This is a genomic window from Flavobacterium sp. MDT1-60, assembly GCF_014844035.1.
Taxonomy (GTDB): Bacteria; Bacteroidota; Bacteroidia; order Flavobacteriales; family Flavobacteriaceae; genus Flavobacterium.
Genome location: NZ_CP062159.1, coordinates 1,366,543 through 1,385,280, shown reverse-complemented (window position 1 = coordinate 1,385,280; position 18,738 = coordinate 1,366,543). Strand labels below are relative to the sequence as shown.

At 32.5% G+C, this 18,738-nt stretch carries 14 protein-coding genes; 5 read left to right on the top strand and 9 right to left on the bottom strand.

Annotated elements, in window-relative coordinates:
• The first annotated feature begins 5 nt into the window (after nucleotides 1-5).
• On the top strand, nucleotides 6-740 hold the full coding sequence (gene rlmB / locus IHE43_RS05680; protein ID WP_192187078.1) for a 23S rRNA (guanosine(2251)-2'-O)-methyltransferase RlmB: 735 nt from the start codon (nucleotides 6-8) through the stop codon (nucleotides 738-740).
• A gap of 49 nt (nucleotides 741-789) precedes the next feature.
• Nucleotides 790-1,593 (top strand): DUF2490 domain-containing protein, encoded by an 804-nt coding sequence (locus IHE43_RS05675; protein ID WP_192187077.1) that lies wholly within the window; start codon nucleotides 790-792, stop codon nucleotides 1,591-1,593.
• Between the two features lie 10 nt (nucleotides 1,594-1,603).
• Here IHE43_RS05675 and IHE43_RS05670 read toward each other — a convergent pair whose 3' ends face one another.
• Together IHE43_RS05670 and IHE43_RS05665 are read right to left on the bottom strand one after the other, a co-directional pair.
• A complete protein-coding gene (locus IHE43_RS05670; RefSeq protein WP_192187076.1) occupies nucleotides 1,604-2,107 on the bottom strand; it encodes a hypothetical protein in 504 nt (167 codons plus the stop codon).
• Nucleotides 2,108-2,177: 70 nt separating this feature from the next.
• Nucleotides 2,178-2,942 carry a rhomboid family intramembrane serine protease gene (locus tag IHE43_RS05665; RefSeq protein WP_192187075.1) on the bottom strand — a complete coding sequence of 255 codons (765 nt, stop codon included), beginning with the start codon at nucleotides 2,940-2,942 and terminating at the stop codon, nucleotides 2,178-2,180.
• Between the two features lie 156 nt (nucleotides 2,943-3,098).
• Between IHE43_RS05665 and IHE43_RS05660 the strand changes: the two genes are divergently transcribed.
• Nucleotides 3,099-4,376, top strand: a complete 1,278-nt coding sequence (locus tag IHE43_RS05660) for a replication-associated recombination protein A (protein WP_192187074.1) — start codon at nucleotides 3,099-3,101, stop codon at nucleotides 4,374-4,376.
• A gap of 62 nt (nucleotides 4,377-4,438) precedes the next feature.
• On the opposite strand, the gene IHE43_RS05655 is transcribed toward IHE43_RS05660, so the two are convergent.
• Genes IHE43_RS05655 through IHE43_RS05640 form a run of 4 tightly spaced genes read right to left on the bottom strand, consistent with a single transcriptional unit; the run spans nucleotide 4,439 to nucleotide 7,069 of the window.
• A complete protein-coding gene (locus IHE43_RS05655; protein WP_192187073.1) occupies nucleotides 4,439-5,221 on the bottom strand; it encodes a hypothetical protein in 783 nt (260 codons plus the stop codon).
• A gap of 2 nt (nucleotides 5,222-5,223) precedes the next feature.
• Nucleotides 5,224-5,910, bottom strand: coding sequence for a YjjG family noncanonical pyrimidine nucleotidase (locus IHE43_RS05650; RefSeq protein ID WP_192187072.1), 687 nt, complete (start codon nucleotides 5,908-5,910; stop codon nucleotides 5,224-5,226).
• A gap of 3 nt (nucleotides 5,911-5,913) precedes the next feature.
• The gene (radC, locus tag IHE43_RS05645; protein WP_192187071.1) at nucleotides 5,914-6,603 is read right to left on the bottom strand and encodes a DNA repair protein RadC; all 690 of its coding nucleotides are present in this window, start codon (nucleotides 6,601-6,603) and stop codon (nucleotides 5,914-5,916) included.
• Between the two features lie 4 nt (nucleotides 6,604-6,607).
• A complete protein-coding gene (locus IHE43_RS05640) occupies nucleotides 6,608-7,069 on the bottom strand; it encodes a GNAT family N-acetyltransferase (RefSeq protein ID WP_192187070.1) in 462 nt (153 codons plus the stop codon).
• Nucleotides 7,070-7,188: 119 nt separating this feature from the next.
• On the opposite strand from IHE43_RS05640, the gene IHE43_RS05635 reads away from it, so the two are divergent.
• Nucleotides 7,189-7,824: a DUF1287 domain-containing protein gene (locus IHE43_RS05635; RefSeq protein ID WP_192187069.1), complete on the top strand. Its 636-nt coding sequence runs from the start codon at nucleotides 7,189-7,191 to the stop codon at nucleotides 7,822-7,824.
• Nucleotides 7,825-7,888: 64 nt separating this feature from the next.
• On the opposite strand, the gene murC is transcribed toward IHE43_RS05635, so the two are convergent.
• Together murC and IHE43_RS05625 are read right to left on the bottom strand one after the other, a co-directional pair.
• Entirely contained in the window at nucleotides 7,889-9,244 is a 1,356-nt protein-coding gene (murC, locus tag IHE43_RS05630) for a UDP-N-acetylmuramate--L-alanine ligase (RefSeq protein WP_192187068.1), read from the bottom strand.
• A 67-nt stretch (nucleotides 9,245-9,311) separates the two neighbouring features.
• A complete protein-coding gene (locus IHE43_RS05625; RefSeq protein ID WP_192187067.1) occupies nucleotides 9,312-9,998 on the bottom strand; it encodes a lipopolysaccharide assembly protein LapB in 687 nt (228 codons plus the stop codon).
• A gap of 130 nt (nucleotides 9,999-10,128) precedes the next feature.
• Here IHE43_RS05625 and IHE43_RS05620 point away from each other — a divergent pair, with 130 nt between their 5' ends.
• Nucleotides 10,129-16,440 (top strand): alpha-2-macroglobulin, encoded by a 6,312-nt coding sequence (locus tag IHE43_RS05620; RefSeq protein WP_192187066.1) that lies wholly within the window; start codon nucleotides 10,129-10,131, stop codon nucleotides 16,438-16,440.
• A 125-nt stretch (nucleotides 16,441-16,565) separates the two neighbouring features.
• On the opposite strand, the gene IHE43_RS05615 is transcribed toward IHE43_RS05620, so the two are convergent.
• Complete coding sequence (locus tag IHE43_RS05615) at nucleotides 16,566-18,710, bottom strand: S46 family peptidase (protein WP_192187065.1); 2,145 nt, start codon at nucleotides 18,708-18,710, stop codon at nucleotides 16,566-16,568.
• Between the last annotated feature and the right edge of the window lie 28 nt (nucleotides 18,711-18,738).

The following is an 18,738-nucleotide window of genomic DNA, read 5'->3' as shown; positions in this document are numbered from 1 at the left end:
GCCCTATGGAAAAAGAACATCAAATATTTGGAATTAGAGCCATTATTGAAGCAATACAGGCAGGAAAAGAAGTTGACAAAGTATTTATACAAAAGGAGATTTCTGGTGAATTAATGAAAGATTTAATGAAGGTGATGAAACGCGCCAACATAAATTTTTCATACGTACCTGTTGAAAAATTAAATCGTTTAACACCAAATAATCACCAGGGTGCAGTTGCAACAATCTCCCCTATTGGTTTTATCGATTTAGAACATTTAGTTGAATCAACTATTGCATCCGGAGTGAAACCATTATTTTTAATACTAGATCAAATTTCTGATGCCAGAAACTTTGGTGCCATTATCAGGACTGCAGAATGTACCGGAGTAAACGGAATTATTGTTCAAAAAGCAGGTTCGGCTCCTGTAAACGGAGACACAGTAAAAACTTCTGCCGGAGCTGTATTTAATGTTCCTATTTGTAAAGTTGAACACATTAAAGATGCTATATTTTATTTACAGGGATCAGGAATAAAAACCGTTGCTGCTACTGAAAAAACAGATCAAAACATTTACGACATAGCACTAAATGAACCTGTTGCAATTATCATGGGATCTGAAGACAGAGGAATTAACCCATCTGTTCTTAAAATTGTAGATGAAAAGGCAAAATTACCAATGTTTGGAACAATAGGCTCCTTAAATGTTTCTGTCGCTTGCGGAGCATTCTTATATGAAACTGTTCGTCAAAGAAGTTAAATATCTTTGAGAATTAAGATGAGAAAATAAATATTCTAATCATGAATTGATGTCTTCCAAATCTGCTCAAAACATATCATCCAAAAACAAATGTTTTGCAATTGCAATGTTTTTTATCGTAGGCATTAGTTATACACAAACTAAATCCTACGGACAGTTTTGGAATGAGACACAATTTAACAGAACTATAAATGATAAATGGTCAGCTGAATTAGATCTTGCAAGTAGTTATAGCAGTACAGAATCCTCTTCTAATATTTTTCATAAAAACATTCAAAGATCATTAAGAGGATGGGGACATTATTATCTTTCACCTCGATGGAAGCTGTCTTCATTTATAGCTTATTTCAACAATAAAGATGTTCCTGAAATTGGACAATTTGAATCTCCAGAATGGAGATTTGCCTTACAGGGTATTTACTATTTTCATAAAACCGGTTACACTTTAAGTACCAGAATGAGAATGGAACTTCGTCATATGAGAAATGCAGACGATGATTATGAAAATGTTCTAAGGTATCGTCAACAAATCAAATACATAAAACCAATTAATAGTAAGGTATTACGATCCGGAGTTGTTTATGCTATAGTATCGGATGAATTATATTTTAAATCAGGAACAAAAGTAACTGGAGAAAGTTTTTTTGATCGTAATAGATTAAACCTGGGTGGTGGTTATTTATTTACGGATGATATTCAGGTTGAATTGACCTATGCAAATGAATTTCTTCCCAGAAATAGTGGAAATCAAATTGTAAATGCAGCTTCACTAACACTCACATTCAACAATCTTTTTAAAAACCTAAGTAAAAAGTTTCTTCATAAAAATGAAGAAGTAATTAATGAAGATTAGCTTTTTACTTCTACTCTTCCTTTTTCAAAAAGCAATTTAACTGCTCTTTTATAGCATCTTTATGCAATTTGAAATTATAATCGCGAATAAACTCTGTTCCCTTCATATTAATTTGAGCAACTACAGCCTCAAATTTTGAAAAAGCTTCAACATCTTTATCATCCATTAAATACAATACTTGCATAATCGAATCATTACGCATATACTGCGTGTCATAATGTGATAATTTATACGACTTCTGATCTCCCAAATGGACAATTAAATCATCATTTATTTTCTTTCCTTCTTTTTTAGGAGGAAATGGCGTAGGCTGTAAAGCAATGAAATAATGCTCTTTATCTGTTACTATATTAATTTTTAGCGATTTTGACTGGGTTGTATAAAAAACAGCGGGGTCAAAATAATACACTATTGTTCCATCCGCCAGCAATTTGTTCTTTATGTCGCATTGAGCAAATATTTTGGAGGTAATTAACAATAAGAATACAATAACCAAAAAGCTTATCTTTTTCATAGCAAATTAAGATGAATTAGAATGTCTATAACAAAAATAGTCTTTTTAAGTCAGATAAAAATATTCGTCTCTACCTTTTATCGTCTGATTCTGATTTCGTTACAGAGTAATTAACTAATTGATCTGAACTAAAATAAAGCGAGATAAATTCAACCTCTTCTTCGTCTTTCCCTAGGGGAACAAAATTTCCATCTTCATCAAAATGCTTCATAAAAGGATCTTCATCCGGATTAAAATCTGGTTTTTGCCAATCATAAACTATGGTCTTTTTATACTCCGGCGTTTTATATAACAATGTTAATACAAATCCGCTTATGAAACCTGCTAAATGACCTTCCCAGGAAATTGTAGCATCTACATCAGGAAAGACGTACCAAATCATTCCACCATAAAGTAATATTACCGATAACGAAAGAGCAACTAATCTGTAATAACCTGTTTGAATTCCTTTAAAGAAAATAAAACTGACTAAAACATAAATCAGACCACTTGCACCAATATGATAATTTGTCCTGCCAATAACCCAGGTTATTAAACCAGAAAAAAGGATTCCATATAAAATAACCGAAACAGACTGCTTGGGATAAAAATATTGCAATGCAGCTAACAAAACCAAAAGAGGGATCGAATTGTTGTACAAATGCCCTAAATTTTCATGTATAAAAGGACTAAACAAAACACCTTGTAAACCTGAAAAATCTCTGGGATAAATTCCGCTTTGATAAAAATCAAAATCAAATCTAATTTGAAACCAATATACCATCCATAAAAAAAGGACGAAAAATAGTGGAAGACCAATAACAGCATTTGAAAATTTAAATTGGTTGTCATTCATATTTTTAGAATCTATAACTGAATGAACATCAAAAAACTATCCAAATGCAATTTACTGATAATTTGTCAGCTAAATATTTTTCGCCATCAACATATTTTCACTAGTAATTAACTTTTAAAAATTTATAATTAAAATTGAAAATAGTAATTTTACAAAATGGAAGCACCTTTAGCCGAGCGTATTCGCCCACAGAAATTAGAAGATTATATTAGTCAAAGTCATTTGGTTGGACCAAACGGATCTCTGACGCAACAAATTTCGAAAGGGATTATTCCATCTCTGATTTTCTGGGGACCTCCGGGAACCGGCAAAACCACTTTGGCACAAATTATTGCACAAGAATCTAAACGTCCTTTTTATATTTTGAGTGCCATAAATTCAGGTGTAAAAGATATTCGTGATGTAATTGATAAAGCCAAACAAAGTGGCGGATTATTTACAGCTAAAAATCCTATTTTATTTATTGATGAGATTCACCGATTCAGTAAATCGCAGCAAGACTCACTTTTGGCAGCTGTAGAAAAAGGCTGGATTACCTTAATTGGAGCTACAACTGAAAATCCGAGTTTTGAAGTTATTCCCGCATTATTATCTCGTTGTCAGGTTTACGTATTAAACGCTTTTACAAAAGCAGATCTCGAAGCTTTATTGCATCGTGCAATGAAAACGGATACCGAATTAGCTTCTAAAACGATTATTTTAAAAGAAACTGAAGCTTTATTAAGACTTTCTGGCGGAGACGGCCGAAAGCTTCTAAACATATTCGAATTAGTTGTCAATGCTTCTGCAGATGATGAAATCATTATTACAAACGATCGCGTTTTTGAATTGGTTCAACAAAATACGGTTCTATATGACAAAAGTGGCGAACAACATTATGATATTGTTTCGGCCTTTATAAAATCTATTCGTGGAAGCGACCCAAATGGGGCAGTTTATTGGTTGGCCAGAATGATTGAAGGCGGTGAAGATGTAAAATTTATTGCCCGAAGAATGCTTATTTTATCAAGCGAAGATATTGGAAATGCAAATCCAACTGCCTTTATTATGGCCAATAACACTTTTCAGGCTGTCACCACTATCGGCTATCCTGAAAGCCGCATCATTTTGAGCCAATGTGCTATTTATCTGGCTACTTCTCCAAAAAGTAATGCTTCGTATATGGCTATCGGAAATGCGCAACAACTAGTTAAGCAAACTGGAGATTTACCCGTACCGATTCATTTAAGAAATGCGCCAACCAAACTTATGAAAGAATTGGGTTATGGTGATGACTATAAATATTCGCATGATTATGCCAATAATTTTGCAGAACAGGAATTTTTGCCGGATGCTATAAAAAAAACGGTTCTTTATAATCCCGGAAACAATTCTAGAGAGAACAGTAACCGCGAATTTTTAAAGAACCGTTGGAAAGATAAATATGGTTATTAGAAAGTAATCAGTCGCAGTTTATAGTATCCAGTACCTCTGAACAGATAATTAACATTCTTAATCTAAAATTTAACTGAAACTTTTTCAGATACTAATTTATCATTTTGATAATATTCAAAAAACCATTGATTATCTTTTGCATTCAATGTACCCTGTACACCATCTTTTATAGCTATAAATGAATCTGGTCGAGATGTTTTTAGCAATTTCATAATCACTTTTGGTGTTTTGTCAATCAATTGGTATCCATTTTCTGTTGGTTGGGCATATAATAAATTTGGATCGGAAACATCTGCAACCGGAGTAGCAACTGTTGCTGTAGGTGTTACTACTGATGCTGTTGTTGTCGGAGTCATAACTGCCACTGCTGCCGGGTTCATAGCTCCGGTTCCAACTCTAGTACCAGTTGGCGAAACCGTTTTACCACTGTATTTGTAATGTAAAGCTGTTACAGATATAAAAGCCATATTAAGGCTTTCTCTGTATGCAGCTTCATAATCCTTTTCTTTGCTTTTTCCAACTTCAGAAGTATAAACCACTTTTCCATAACAATCTTTAAACTCTATAAAAAGCTTCGTTACTAAAAAAGCATTATCTTTTTTTACATCAACATACAAAAGCTGACAACGATCACTAAATTCAGCAGGGATCTCTTCATTAGCATAAAAAGCCTGAAAACCAGCTTTATTTAAATTAGATTTAGTCATTGTAGCCATTCTATATTGATTTTCAGATTTCATGAAATCATATTTCAAAGGTACAATAACAGCTTTATAATCATTAATAGATTGTGCAAATCCAATAACTGCACAAAAAAGTCCAACCAGCAAAAATTTAATTTTCATCTTTATAAATATTTTTTAAGTTCTAATAAATGGTTTATTTGCTTAATATTATCCGGAGCTTCTATTTTCTTTTCATTAAAAAAAATAGCATCCAAACCTGCATTCAAAGCACCGTTAACATCAGCATCAAGACAGTCTCCAATCATAATACTCGTTTCTTTTGAAGCCTTAGCCGAATTAACAGCATAATCAAAGATAATACTATTTGGCTTTTTTACACCCGCTAATTCTGAATTTGTTATCGTATTGAAGTAACCTGAAAGCAAAGCATTATTAATCTTTTTTTCCTGAACATTCGCAAAACCATTGGTAATTATATGCAGTTTATACTTTGGTTTTAGATATTCTAATACTTCAATTGCACCATCAAAAAGATGATTGTTATCCGTTAAATATTCGATATAATCATTTGCGATTTCATTGATGTTTTCATCTGAGATCATAACATTTAAAGCATCAAAAGAAAACTTTAATCTGTTGTATCGAAGTTCTATATGTGTTATCTGATCGTTTTGATATAGTTTCCAGCAAGCCTGGTTAATCGGAGCATATTTCTCAATAAAATCCTGAATTTTAATCTCGGGAAATTTACTTTTAAAAATACGATCAAAAGCCATTTCTGAATTTTTATCAAAATCCCAAAGCGTATGATCTAAATCGAAAAAAACATCTGTAATAGTGGCATTCATAATCTAAAAAATTCCTTCATCTACAAAACTATAATAATTTGTTTCAGTAATAATCAAATGGTCCAAAACTTTAACATCTAAACTATCGCCCGCCAGTTTGATTTTTTTAGTAATTTTTCGATCAGCATCGCTTGGCTGCAAATTTCCTGAAGGATGATTATGACATAAAATCAACCCGGTAGCTCCATTTTCAAGAGCCAATTTAAAAACCAATCTAACATCGACAATCGTTCCGGAAATACCACCTTTGCTTAATTGCGATTTAGAAATTACTTTATTATAATTATTCAGAAAAAGTACCCAAAATTCCTCATGAGGCAGTTCACCAATAATAGGCTGCATAATTTCGAAGACTCTTTTACTTGATGTGATTTTAACCAGTTCAACAGCATCCTCAGCCCTTCGACGTCTGCCAAGTTCTAAAGCGGAAATAATAGTAATTGCCTTGGCCTCTCCTATTCCTTTAAAATTCATCAATTGCGAAATGGACATTTTTCCTAAAACATTCAAATTATCTGCACTGGCTAAAATTCTTTTACTCAAATCTACAGCAGATTCGTTTCGGCTTCCTGAGCCAATCAAGATTGCAATCAATTCTGCATCGCTTAAAGCACTTTTGCCTTTTAGCATTAATTTTTCACGTGGACGATCGTCTTCAGACCAGTTCGTAATGGGGAAATGAGTAGTTTCCATAATTCTAAATAATAGATTTACTCATACAGACACTATTTGTCAAACCTTCATATGGTTCATAATTTTCAACAATTTCAAAACCAACTTTTTGATAAAGATTAATTGCTTCTATTTGTTTGTATAATGTTTCTAAAATCATAGTTTCAAAACCTTGATTTTTCGCTTCATTTTCCAGTTCCTTAATTATCAATTGAGCGACGCCCAGACCTCGGGCTTCTGGTGAAACAAACATTCGTTTTAATTCTGCAGTATTTTGATTGTATTTTTTGAAACAGCCACAACCAACAGCTATTTCGTCTAAATAAATGATAACTACGTTAGGATTAAATTCAATTACATTATTCCCCCAATAATCATTTTTCAATTCCGGGTAACGTTCCCATAAAAAAATATCGAAGGTTTTTATTAAAGAAATAAAATCAGGGTTCTCGCTTGTTGTCTTAACAACTCTAATAATTGGATTCATTTTTATTACAATCTTAAAAGGCTAATATATTAAAAAATAAGAAAAATCATTCATAAATAAAAGATAACTCTAAAATGATTAAATTTAAACAAATAAATTACTCTAAACATAATCTTACAATGAAATCAGTATATCTTTTATGCATTTGCTTTTTACTTTTTTCTTGCAATCAAAAAGAAAAAAAAGTCCTTCGTGCCGAAAACAATCTACAAACGGTACAAACTTTTGGACAACAATTATCAGATGCAGCAATTTCCATTATTGATCCGTCAATAGATTATGATCCTACTTATTTTTCCATTAAATATCCTAATGGAGATATTCCTAATAACAAAGGTGTCTGTACTGATGTAATCATTCGTTCCTATCGAAAATTAGGTATCGATTTGCAAAAAGAAGTTCATGAAGATATGATTACAAATTTCTCTCAATATCCAAATTTAGAAAAATGGGGAATGACAAAAACCGATACCAATATTGATCACAGAAGAGTTCCGAATTTAGAAGTGTTTTTTGAAAGAAAAGGAATAAAACTGCCCGTAACCCAAAATGCAAAAGATTATAAAACCGGAGAAATAGTAGCCTGGATAATCAATGATAAATTGCCACACATCGGAATTATAACTAACAAAAAATCAAAAGATGGGCAAAGAAATTTGATCGTACACAATGTTGGCGGCGGTCAGGTTTTAGAAGATTGTTTGTTTGAGTATAAAATAGTAGGTCATTATAGCTACACAAATTCCAAACTTTAAATTCCAAAAAAAAATGTGTCAAGTACAATTTTGTAATTGACACATTTTCTAATTAGTCAATTATCTAATTAATCAACTCCTTAACTTCGTCAAAATTCAAACCTCCGTAATTTCCTGAACTCATCAACAAAAGAGCAGAGTTTTCAAGATTTAAGTTGAATAAATATTCTTTGAATTCAATTGGATTTGTATAAATAATCAAATCTTTTCTATTGAAAGAATTAGCGATTTGTTCGTAAGTTACTTCTTCCAGTTGTTTGATTTTTACAGCATCCGGAGAATAAAATACAACCGCAACATCAGCATATTCTAAAGCTCCTTCATACTCTTTTAAGAATTCAGCATTTAAACTGCTATACGTATGCAACTCTAAACAGGCTACTAAAGTTCTGTTTGGATATTGTTCTTTTACTGCTTTTGTTGTCGCTGCAACTTTACTTGGCGAATGCGCAAAGTCTTTATAAGCAACTTTTCCTTTTCCTTCGGCAATTTTTTCCAATCGTTTTGAGGCTCCTTTAAAACTCGCAATTGCTTCGTAAAAGTCAGCTTCATCAACGCCCATATTTTGGCAAATCCATTTAGCTCCAGCCAAATTATTTAAATTGTGTGCTCCAAAAACTTCAATAGGCATATCACCTTCCGGAGTTTTTAATAAGGTTACACCATCGCTAACTGTATATTCCGGCGTGTGATAAGATAATTTACGAATCGGATTTGTTGCTGCTTCGGCAACTCGTTTTACTTCCGGATCATTTTCGTTATAAACCAAAATACCACCGTTAGTAATTTTTTGAATGAAAATTTCAAATTGCTCTACATAATTCTCATACGTTGGAAAAACATTAATATGATCCCAGGCAATTCCTGAAATTAAAGCAATATTGGGCTGATATAAATGAAATTTTGGTCGTCTGTCGATCGGAGAAGATAAGTATTCATCACCTTCCAAAACCATAAAATCATTTTCTTCAGTAAGATGTACCATAGTGTCAAAGCCTTCTAACTGTGCTCCAACCATATAATCAACTTCAATATTATGATAATGCATTACGTGCAAAATCATCGAAGTAATTGTTGTTTTTCCGTGTGATCCTCCAATTACAACACGCGTTTTATTTTTAGACTGCTCGTACAAAAATTCCGGGTACGAATAGATTTTCAATCCCAATTCTTGTGCTTTTAATAATTCCGGATTATCCGCTTTAGCATGCATTCCAAGAATAATAGCATCAATATCAGCAGTAACTTTTTCAGGAAACCAACCCAGTTCTGCTGGCAATATTCCTTTTTTCTCTAATCTTGATTTTGAAGGTTCAAAAATAGCGTCGTCACTTCCTGTAACCTGATATCCTTTGTTATGCAATGCTAATGCTAAATTGTGCATAGCACTTCCGCCTATGGCGATGAAATGTGTTTTCATTTAAAAATCCATTTTTTAAGTTCTAAATTCCAAATTTTTTAATGGAATTTAATTTTGAAGTTGTCAATTATGCTTCAAATTTTCGTTTCAATTCTTGTGCCTTTTTTGGGTCTTTTAATTTGTTCAAATATAAATTATATAATTTTTGAAAAGTGACTTTTGATTTGCCAATTTCATTTGCCTTCAAATAATTTTTTTCTGCCGATGTATAACGTTTAAAATATTCGTCTATTCTTCCTCTTGACAAATAACCATCGACTGATGAAATTTGCATTAGTTCATTCGAATATTCCAATGCTTTTGATTCACTTCCACCTAAAATCCCTGGTAACTGTAAATAGATTTCAATCAAAGCCCATCGGGCGGGAATGTGTTTCGGATTCAAAATTATAGCTTTTTCAAATGCTTCTTTCATGTCGTCCACCATTGCTAAAGCTTTCAACTTATTGACTTCCATCGCCCGCATTGCTAAGCAACCTCCATATTTATAAAAATAATCCGCTTCCGTAGGTTTTAACTCCTTCAGTTTTTTGTAATATCCTGCTCCTTTTATCCATGATTTTTGATGTGCGGCAATGTCTCCTAAATATTCAAGTGTTTTTATATCCGAAGGTTTTGTTTTTAATACTCCTTCAAAAATAACCTGAGCTTCCTCATACTTTTTGGCATGAAACAATTTTTCACCTTTTTCAAAATTAGTCTGTGACCAAATTACAATTGGCAGAAATAAAAAAAGAAGTAGGAGTTTTTTCATATTCAAAAATAGGGAAATATAAAATGTATTATTTGGTTTAAGAGATAAATTAGTAATTTGTACGAAAATTATTTACGTTGTTTCCCAACCTTTACAAAAAAATAATGCTCTATATATCAAAAACTGACTCATGAAAAATATCTTATTTGCTTTCTTATTGTTCACCTCAGCTTTATTTGCACAACAAACTGACAAAAAATGGACTAAAGTTGCCTCTTATGAAAATGATGGTAAAATAAAATCGGCAAGTAAAATCGTTGATCAAATTTACAAGAAAGCGATAAATAGAAAAGACGAAGTGCAAATGATAAAATGCTTTTTTTATCAGTCAAAATATCTTCAGGTAGTTGATGAAAATGCAAAGACAAAGATCTTAAAAAATCTTAAAACCGATATTAATCGGGTTTCAATACCGTCAAAAGCAATTTTAAATTTGATTTATGCGAAATGCTTAAATAATTATTCCAATTATGATTATGCTGTCGCGGTTGTTGATAGTGCTGCAGCAGTTGTAGACGAAGCGGCATATGCTGCGGCAGATAGCGTTGAAGTTCCTTCATCTCAGGATTATATTAGTCCATCAACTGAATTTACTCCCGAAAAAGAAGTAATTGCAATTCTCGAAAAAACATTAGAAAACGCGTCAATTCTAAAAACTACCCCGCTTACAAATTATCAGGCGATCTTTGATTTTTTGTCTTTAGAAAAACTAAAAAACGAAAACTTATATGATTATCTGCTAAAAGAAAATATCGATTTTTTCACCCAGAAGATAGAGCGATGGCAAATTCAAAATAGTGAAATAGCAGTATATAAAAATGAACTTTTAGGAAATTCGGAAATATTTTTGAAATTTGACTTAAGCTTTATAAAAGATGAAAATCTTAGAAAAGTTATTTCTTTATATCAAAAGTTAGAGGTAAGTAATCCTTCTTTAGAAAATCAATTCAACCGAATTATATTTTGCAGCGATTTTATCCCAGACCCTACTGATGATTTAACGAAGTATTTAAATGAACTTCAAAAACATACCAACGACACAATTCTTACGCAAAAAATTCTGCTAAAAAAGGCCGAACTTCTACTTGCTCAAGCTTCAAAAGAATTACATCCGGATTATAAAATTGAAGCTGTCAAAACATATGACAATATCATAAAGATTAACGATAAAACTAATACAGCTCTAAGCGCTTTACAGCAAAAACAAAACGTTGTTTCTAAATCATTGTATATTCGCCTTCAAAAATACAGTTATAATAAAGAAAACACCAGAGCTTTTATCAACTATAAAAATATTGATCATTTAAAAATATCATTTTACAAAATAGATCAAAAAACACTCAGAAAATTTTCAGACTCAGAATTAATCTATAAACAAGATAGTTTAACTGCCGTAATTATAAAAACCCAAAGTAAAATTGCCACTAAAGATTATCAGCTTCAAAACAAAAATGATTATTTTGAATATACAACAGAAGTTCTACTGCCACAATTAGAAACAGGAAGTTATTTAGTTTATTTTGAAAGCGATTCCGGATTAAAAGACAAAAAAGCTTCTGCATATGAAACTATGACAGTTTCAAACTTAAGTATTCTGGCGTCTCAAGGAGACAATAAAGAAAGCTTTCAAATACTGGATCGAAAAACAGGAAAACCTCTGGAAAATGTATCTATAAAATCATCTTACTATACACTTAAAACAGATTCAAAAGGAATAGCATCCTATGCTGGGAGTAACAACCATTCTTACAATGATTACATTGAGTTTTCCTTAGAGAATGATACTATTTTACCAAACCGAAATTATATTCGATATAATCAGCCATACATTACCAACGAACACAAAACTTTAAACGCTAAAGTCGAGTTTTATTTGGATCGGGCTATTTACCGTCCGGGACAAACTGTCTTTTACAAAGGAATTGCAATTCAAAAGCAAGAAAACAAAACAAGCATTGTCGCCAATACTCCTTTTACAATCATAGTTAAAGATGTCAATTATCAAAATCTTAAAGAATTTGAAATTACCACAAATGAATTTGGTTCATTTTCCGGAGAATTCATTTTACCAAAAAATGGCTTAACCGGTAATTTCAATATTTATGTAAAAAGACCTGAAGATTATACAACAGGAGACATTTATACAAAGAACAAACCAAACGAATCATTCTGGAAAACTGTTATACTTGAAAGTTTTGGGATTAACTTTAGAGTTGAAGAATACAAACGTCCAAAATTCAAAGTAGATTTTGATCCTAAAAAAGAAAGCTTTCAAGTAAATCAGTCGATTAAAGTAAACGGAACAGCAAAAGCATTTGCAGGAAGCAATATATCTGATGCAAAAGTGACTTATACTGTAAATCGTTTTACAAGTTATTTTAGAAATTATTACGGACAGGAACAAAATGAAACTATAGCAACAGGCGAAACCAAAACAGATGCCTCGGGGAAATTTGTAATTGAATTTAAAGCCGAACCTTCAAAAAATGCAATAAAAGAGCAATTACCTGTCTTTAATTACAGAATAACGGCTGATGTTACAGATATCAATGGAGAAACCCACACATCAGAAACCATCATAAAAGTAGGTTATCATGATTTGATTATCAATGCAAGTATTTCAAATCGCATTGAAACTAAAAACAAAAATGAGATCACCCTTACAAGTACCAATTTAAATGGTGAGTTTTTATCTGCAAAAGGCGAAATTAAATTGTATTTCGTTGCTCCATTTTCCAATAAATTCAAAGAACAGATTTGGCCAAAACCAGAAATCGAAACTATTTTAGCATCTGATTTTGAAAGATTGTTTCCTTACGAAATCCGCGAAATTAAAACCAATAAAACAAGCGAAACTTTATTATTCACAAAGAAAATAGATACCGAAAAAGACAAAAAAATAACGCTTGATTTTATTTCAAATTATAAATCCGGAAAATATAAAATTGTTTTTTCTGCAAAAGATACTTTTAATAATCCTATAGAATCTGTTTCGACTTTTGAAATCAAACAAAGCAAAGACAAATTTAATCCGGGTAAATTATTTACGGCAGAACAAATTAATAGTGATCCTAAAAAAGACGGTTTTGTCGAAGTCAAACTTTCTTCTGTAATTCCAGATCTTTATATCATTACAAACGGAAACTATGCTAATCAGATCTATTTTGAAAATACTTATCATTTACAAAACAATGAAGTAACAATCAAAATTCCGTTAAAAAATGAATTTGAAAAATCAATGCGTTTGGGTTTTCAAAGCATTTTTGAGAACGAAGTTTTTAATGATGAAATAGATGTTCCATTAAAAACAGCGGAATCTAAACTAGAATTGATTGTTGAAAGTTTTAGAAATAAAATCGAGCCTGGAAATAAAGAAAATTGGTCATTTAAAGTAAAATCAATCAATACGAAAACTGAAGCAGAAGTTTTAGCATCTATGTATGACAGTTCTTTAGATCAGTTTACAAAAAGAGATTGGAATATTTTAAATATAAATAATTACCGCTACAACTCCTCCAATCTCAAATCTGGTTTAGGTTTTGAAAAAATAAATGCTACATTAGAAGACCTGAATGAAGACTTATCTATAGGTAAATTCTATAAGGAAGAAACAAAATTAAACTGGTTTGGTTTTGACTTTTACAATAGTCGATACGGAGATTCACTGGGTTTAACAATAACACAAATTAAAGACAAAAAAGTAGGCGGTGAAACTATTAAAGGAGATCCTGATGCTGTAATAACGCTTTCTGAATCGGTTGGTACAGGAACTGCGGCTGCAATAGTTGAAGAAGATAATCAAGTTTATAATACGGCGGCAATACCTGCCGATGCCTTAAAAGCAAAAAAAGCTTTAGTATACAGTAGTCGTTCAGAAAAATCTTCTTTCAAAATAAAAGGCAGTGTAACAATTTCTACTAATCCTTTGTATATAATCGATGGAGAAATTGCTTCTGAAAATGAGGCTAACAATTTAAATCCTGCGGATATTCTTTCAGTGGATGTTTTGAAAGATGCACAAGCAACTGCACTTTATGGAAGCAGAGCGTCAAATGGCGTCATAATCATCACAACCAAAAAGGCATTAGAAGAATTAACACAAGTAAAAGCCAGAAAAAATCTATCTGAAACCGCGTTCTTCTTACCTAATTTAAGAACAGATGCCAGCGGAAAAGTAAGTTTCAACTTTACTTCTCCGGAAGCTTTAACCGCCTGGAAGCTTCGCTTATTGGCACACAACAAAGATGCTGTTTCAGGTTATTTAGAGAAAACTGTCGTTACTCAAAAAGAATTGATGGTTTTGCCGAATTTCCCACGATTCTTTAGAGAAAAAGATACCATTGTAATCTCTGCTAAAATTTCGAATATTACAGATAAAGCAAAAACCGGAATAGCAATTTTACAATTTTTTGATGCCGTAACAATGCAACCCATTGATGCGAAAATGCTAAACGTAAAAAATGTTCGGAATTTCAACGTTAGTGCTTTCGGGAATACGACGGCGAGTTGGACGATTTCAATTCCCGAAGGATTACAAGGCGTTCAGTATAAAATTTTGGCTAAGTCTGGTAATTTTTCTGATGGTGAAGAAAACATACTTCCTGTTTTAACAAACAATATGCTGGTCACAGAAAGTATTCCGATTTGGGTTCGTGAGAATTCCACAAAAGAGTATACGTTTGAGAATCTAAAAAACAATACTTCTTCGACTTTAAAGAATCATCAATTTACATTAGAATATACTTCGAATCCAACCTGGATAGCAATTCAGTCTTTGCCTTATTTGATGGAATACGAACACGAATGTGCTGAACAGACTTTTGCCCGTTTTTATTCGAATGCTTTGGCTTCAGAAATAATCTCAAGTAATCCGAAGATTGCAACTGTCTTTGAAAACTGGAGAAAAAATGGAAAACTGACTTCTAAATTAGAAGCAAACGAAGAACTAAAATCAATTATTCTGGCAGAGACGCCCTGGCTAAATGATGCACAAAGTGAAGACGAAAAGAAAAAGAATCTGGCGCTTTTATTTGATTTAGAGAAAATGAAAAGTTCTCAGGAAGCTACTTTTGATAAACTAAAACAAAAGCAAAAGCCATCTGGAGGTTTCGCGTGGTTTAACGGAGGCGACGAAAACGAATACATAACCCGACATATTCTGGCTGGCTTAGGTCATTTATCGAAATTGAATAAAACTCCAGATAACGATAAAAAGATCGATGAAATAGCTAAAACCGGGATTCCATTTCTAGACAATAAATTTTTAGAATACTATAAAACCAAAAACTTAAAAACAACAGACAAACTAATCTGGATCAATCCTTATTCTGATTTGCACTATTTATATACCAGAAGTTTTTATTTAGACAAATATCCACTTTCAGATACTTTAAAAAAAGCAGCAAAATTGTATTTGGAAACAGCCAAAAAAGATTGGCTTTCGTATTCTCTTTACGAAAAAGGATTAGCCGCGTTAACTTTAAATCGTTTTGGAGAGAGTGATTCAGCTAAAAAAATTATAGAAAGTTTAAAAGAAACTTCTTCTAACAATGAAGACTGGGGAATGTACTGGATTGCCAATAAAGCTGGATGGTATTGGTATCAGGCTCCTATCGAAACTCAGGCTTTATTGATTGAGGCTTTCGCCGAAGTGAATCACGATACCAAATCAGTAGATGCCATGAAAGTTTGGCTATTAAAAAACAAACAGACCAAAAACTGGCCAACCACAAAATCAACTACCGAAGCCATTTATGCTTTATTAATGCAAGGCAATGATTGGCTTTCTGTAAAAGACAATACCATTATTAAAATTGGAAATGAAAAAATTCTAACCAAAAAATTATCTGAAAACAAAAAAGAAGCCGAAACCGGATATATCAAAATGAACTGGAAAGCCGATGAAGTTAAAAAAGAAATGGCTTATATAAACATTCAGAATAAATCGAAAGTTCCTGGTTTTGGCGGTGTGTATTGGCAGTATTTTGAAGATTTGGATAAAATCAAAACCAATTCGGGAGCTATTTTATCGGTTTCGAAAGAGTTATATCTAAAAAAGAATTCTATGAAAGGTGATCAGTTAGAAAGAATCACTTCTAAAAACCCTTTAAAAACTGGAGATTTAGTTACTGTTCGATTGATTATTACTTCTAAAGAAGATACAGAATATGTTCATTTAAAAGACATGAGGGCTTCTTGTTTTGAACCTGTAAATGTACTTTCAGAATATCAATACAAAGATCAACTGGGTTATTATATGAGTACAAAAGATGCTGCAACACATTTCTTTTTTGACCGAATCAACAAAGGAACGTACGTTTTAGAATATGACATTAGAGTGAATAACAGCGGTGAGTTCTCAAACGGAATTACAACAATCAAAAGTATGTATGCACCGGAATTTTCAAGTCATACGAAGGGAATTCGAGTAAAGATTCAATAACAACTTTAATCTAAAATTCCAATAAAGAAATTCCAAATTCCAAAATACAGCCTTGTAGATTTTCTACATAAAAAAACCCGATAGATTAAAATCTATCGGGTTTACTTTTTAGAATAAAAATCAGATTATTTAATAATCGTCATCTCATCAATAATATTTTTTGCTCCGGCGTATTTGTCGATAATCCAAAGTACATAACGAATATCTACATTGATTGTTCTTTGCAATTTTGGATCAAAAATAACATCACCGGCCATAGCTTCGATGTTTCCATCAAAAGCAATACCGATTAATTCTCCTTTTCCGTTAAGAACCGGAGAACCTGAATTCCCTCCTGTAATATCATTATCCGTTAAGAAGTTTACTGGCATGTATCCTGCTTTATCAGCATATTGACCAAAATCTTTTGCTTTGTTTAATTCTAACAAACGCGCTGGCAAATCAAATTCCTGATCTCCTGCTTTATACTTTTTAACCATACTTTCCATGGTTGTATAATTGTTGATTGTAGCATCGTTACGTGGGTCCGTTGGTAACGCACGAACTTTTCCGTAAGTCAGTCTCAAAGTAGAGTTTGCATCAGGATATTTTATTGCATTTAATTTAGATTCTCTCAAACCTTCAACTAATTTGCGGTACGCCACTGCAAAACCATCATCAGCTTTTGCCTGATCATCTGTTTTAGCACGGTATTTTGTCAATAAATCATTTGAAATAATATACAATGGATCATGTACAATCGCTAATGGTTTTGGATTAGCCATAAATTCTAATACCTTTTCTTTAGATGTGAAATAACTTATTTCAGTTGCTTTCGTAACGTCTGCCGTAAAATCACCATTATTTGCAATTTTCATTTTAGCAATTTGTGGAGCCAAACCATATTCTGCAGCTTTAGCAGTGTATAAATTCAATTGCGCAGTTAACACGTCTTTTTCCAACGGTGCATAAAATTCACCATAAATGTTATCAATCATAGCGTTGATCTTAGGTAACATTTCGGCTTTTTTGGCATCGTTTTCATTATAGTAAGCAATCAATGCATTTCCTAAATTTGCAGGCCCGGTTGCATAACTTGAAGTACGTAAAAGCTGAGATAAATAATTATCGTGACGCGCTTTTAAGTTCGTTTCCTTGTAATAATCATTAATCGTTGGAATTACATTTTCGTACTTTTCTTTATTAGCTGGTTTAGCTGCCCATTCGTAGAATTTATCTTCTTGTTCAGATTTAGCGGCTGCTGTTCCGGCTTTAGTCAAAGCATCAATCATTCCCTGACGGTTTTTCCAGTAATTGGCTGTAGAAGCATATTTAGACGCATATTGTAAACGAACTGTTGCATCTTTGTCCATATACTTTTTCATTTGGTCCATTCCGGTTTTTGCACCTTCAACCCACGCAGGATAAGCAAATTTTACATTTTGCTCAATTCCGCCAGCTGGCATCCAACGGTTTGTTCTTCCAGGATAACCAAGGATCATCGCAAAATCATTTTCTTTAACTCCTTTAATGCTTACAGGTAAATAGTGTTTTGGCTGTAAAGGCACATTCTCTTTTGAATATGTTGCAGGGTTTCCAGCTTTATCAGCATATACTCTGAACATAGAGAAATCTCCAGTTTGACGAGGCCACTCCCAGTTGTCTGTGTCTCCACCAAATTTACCAACACTTTCAGGAGGTGTTCCCACTAAACGAACATCTGTATAATCCTGATAAACGAAATAGTAATATTCATTCCCTTGAAAGAAAGGACGAACAGAAACGGTATATTTTCCGCCTTCATTATTTTCTTTTTCAATCAAAGCAATTTCTTGCTGAATAATTTTGTTTCTTTCCGTTTCTGTCATTGTATCGTTTACTTTTGACAAAATTCTTTTAGAAACGTCGTCCATACGAACAAAGAAACGAACGTATAAAGATTTTGGTTTCATTTCGGCACTTCTTTCTTTTGCCCAAAAACCATCTTTCAAATAATTTTGTTCAGCAGTAGAAAGTTCAGCAATTGCATTGTAACCACAGTGGTGATTGGTTAAAACTAATCCGTCTTTTGAAACAATTTCTGCTGTACAACCTCCATTAAATTGTACAACAGCATCTTTTAAACTATGATGATTAATGCTGTAAATTTCCTCGGCTGTTAATTGCAAGCCCATTTTTTCCATATCTCTATGGTTCAATCTTTCGATAAACATTAAAAACCACATTCCTTCATCAGCTCTCGCAGGAAAAGCCATAAGGCACATGGTTAAGAATAAAACTATTTTTTTCATATTATTTTGTTTAAGTCATGCGAATATA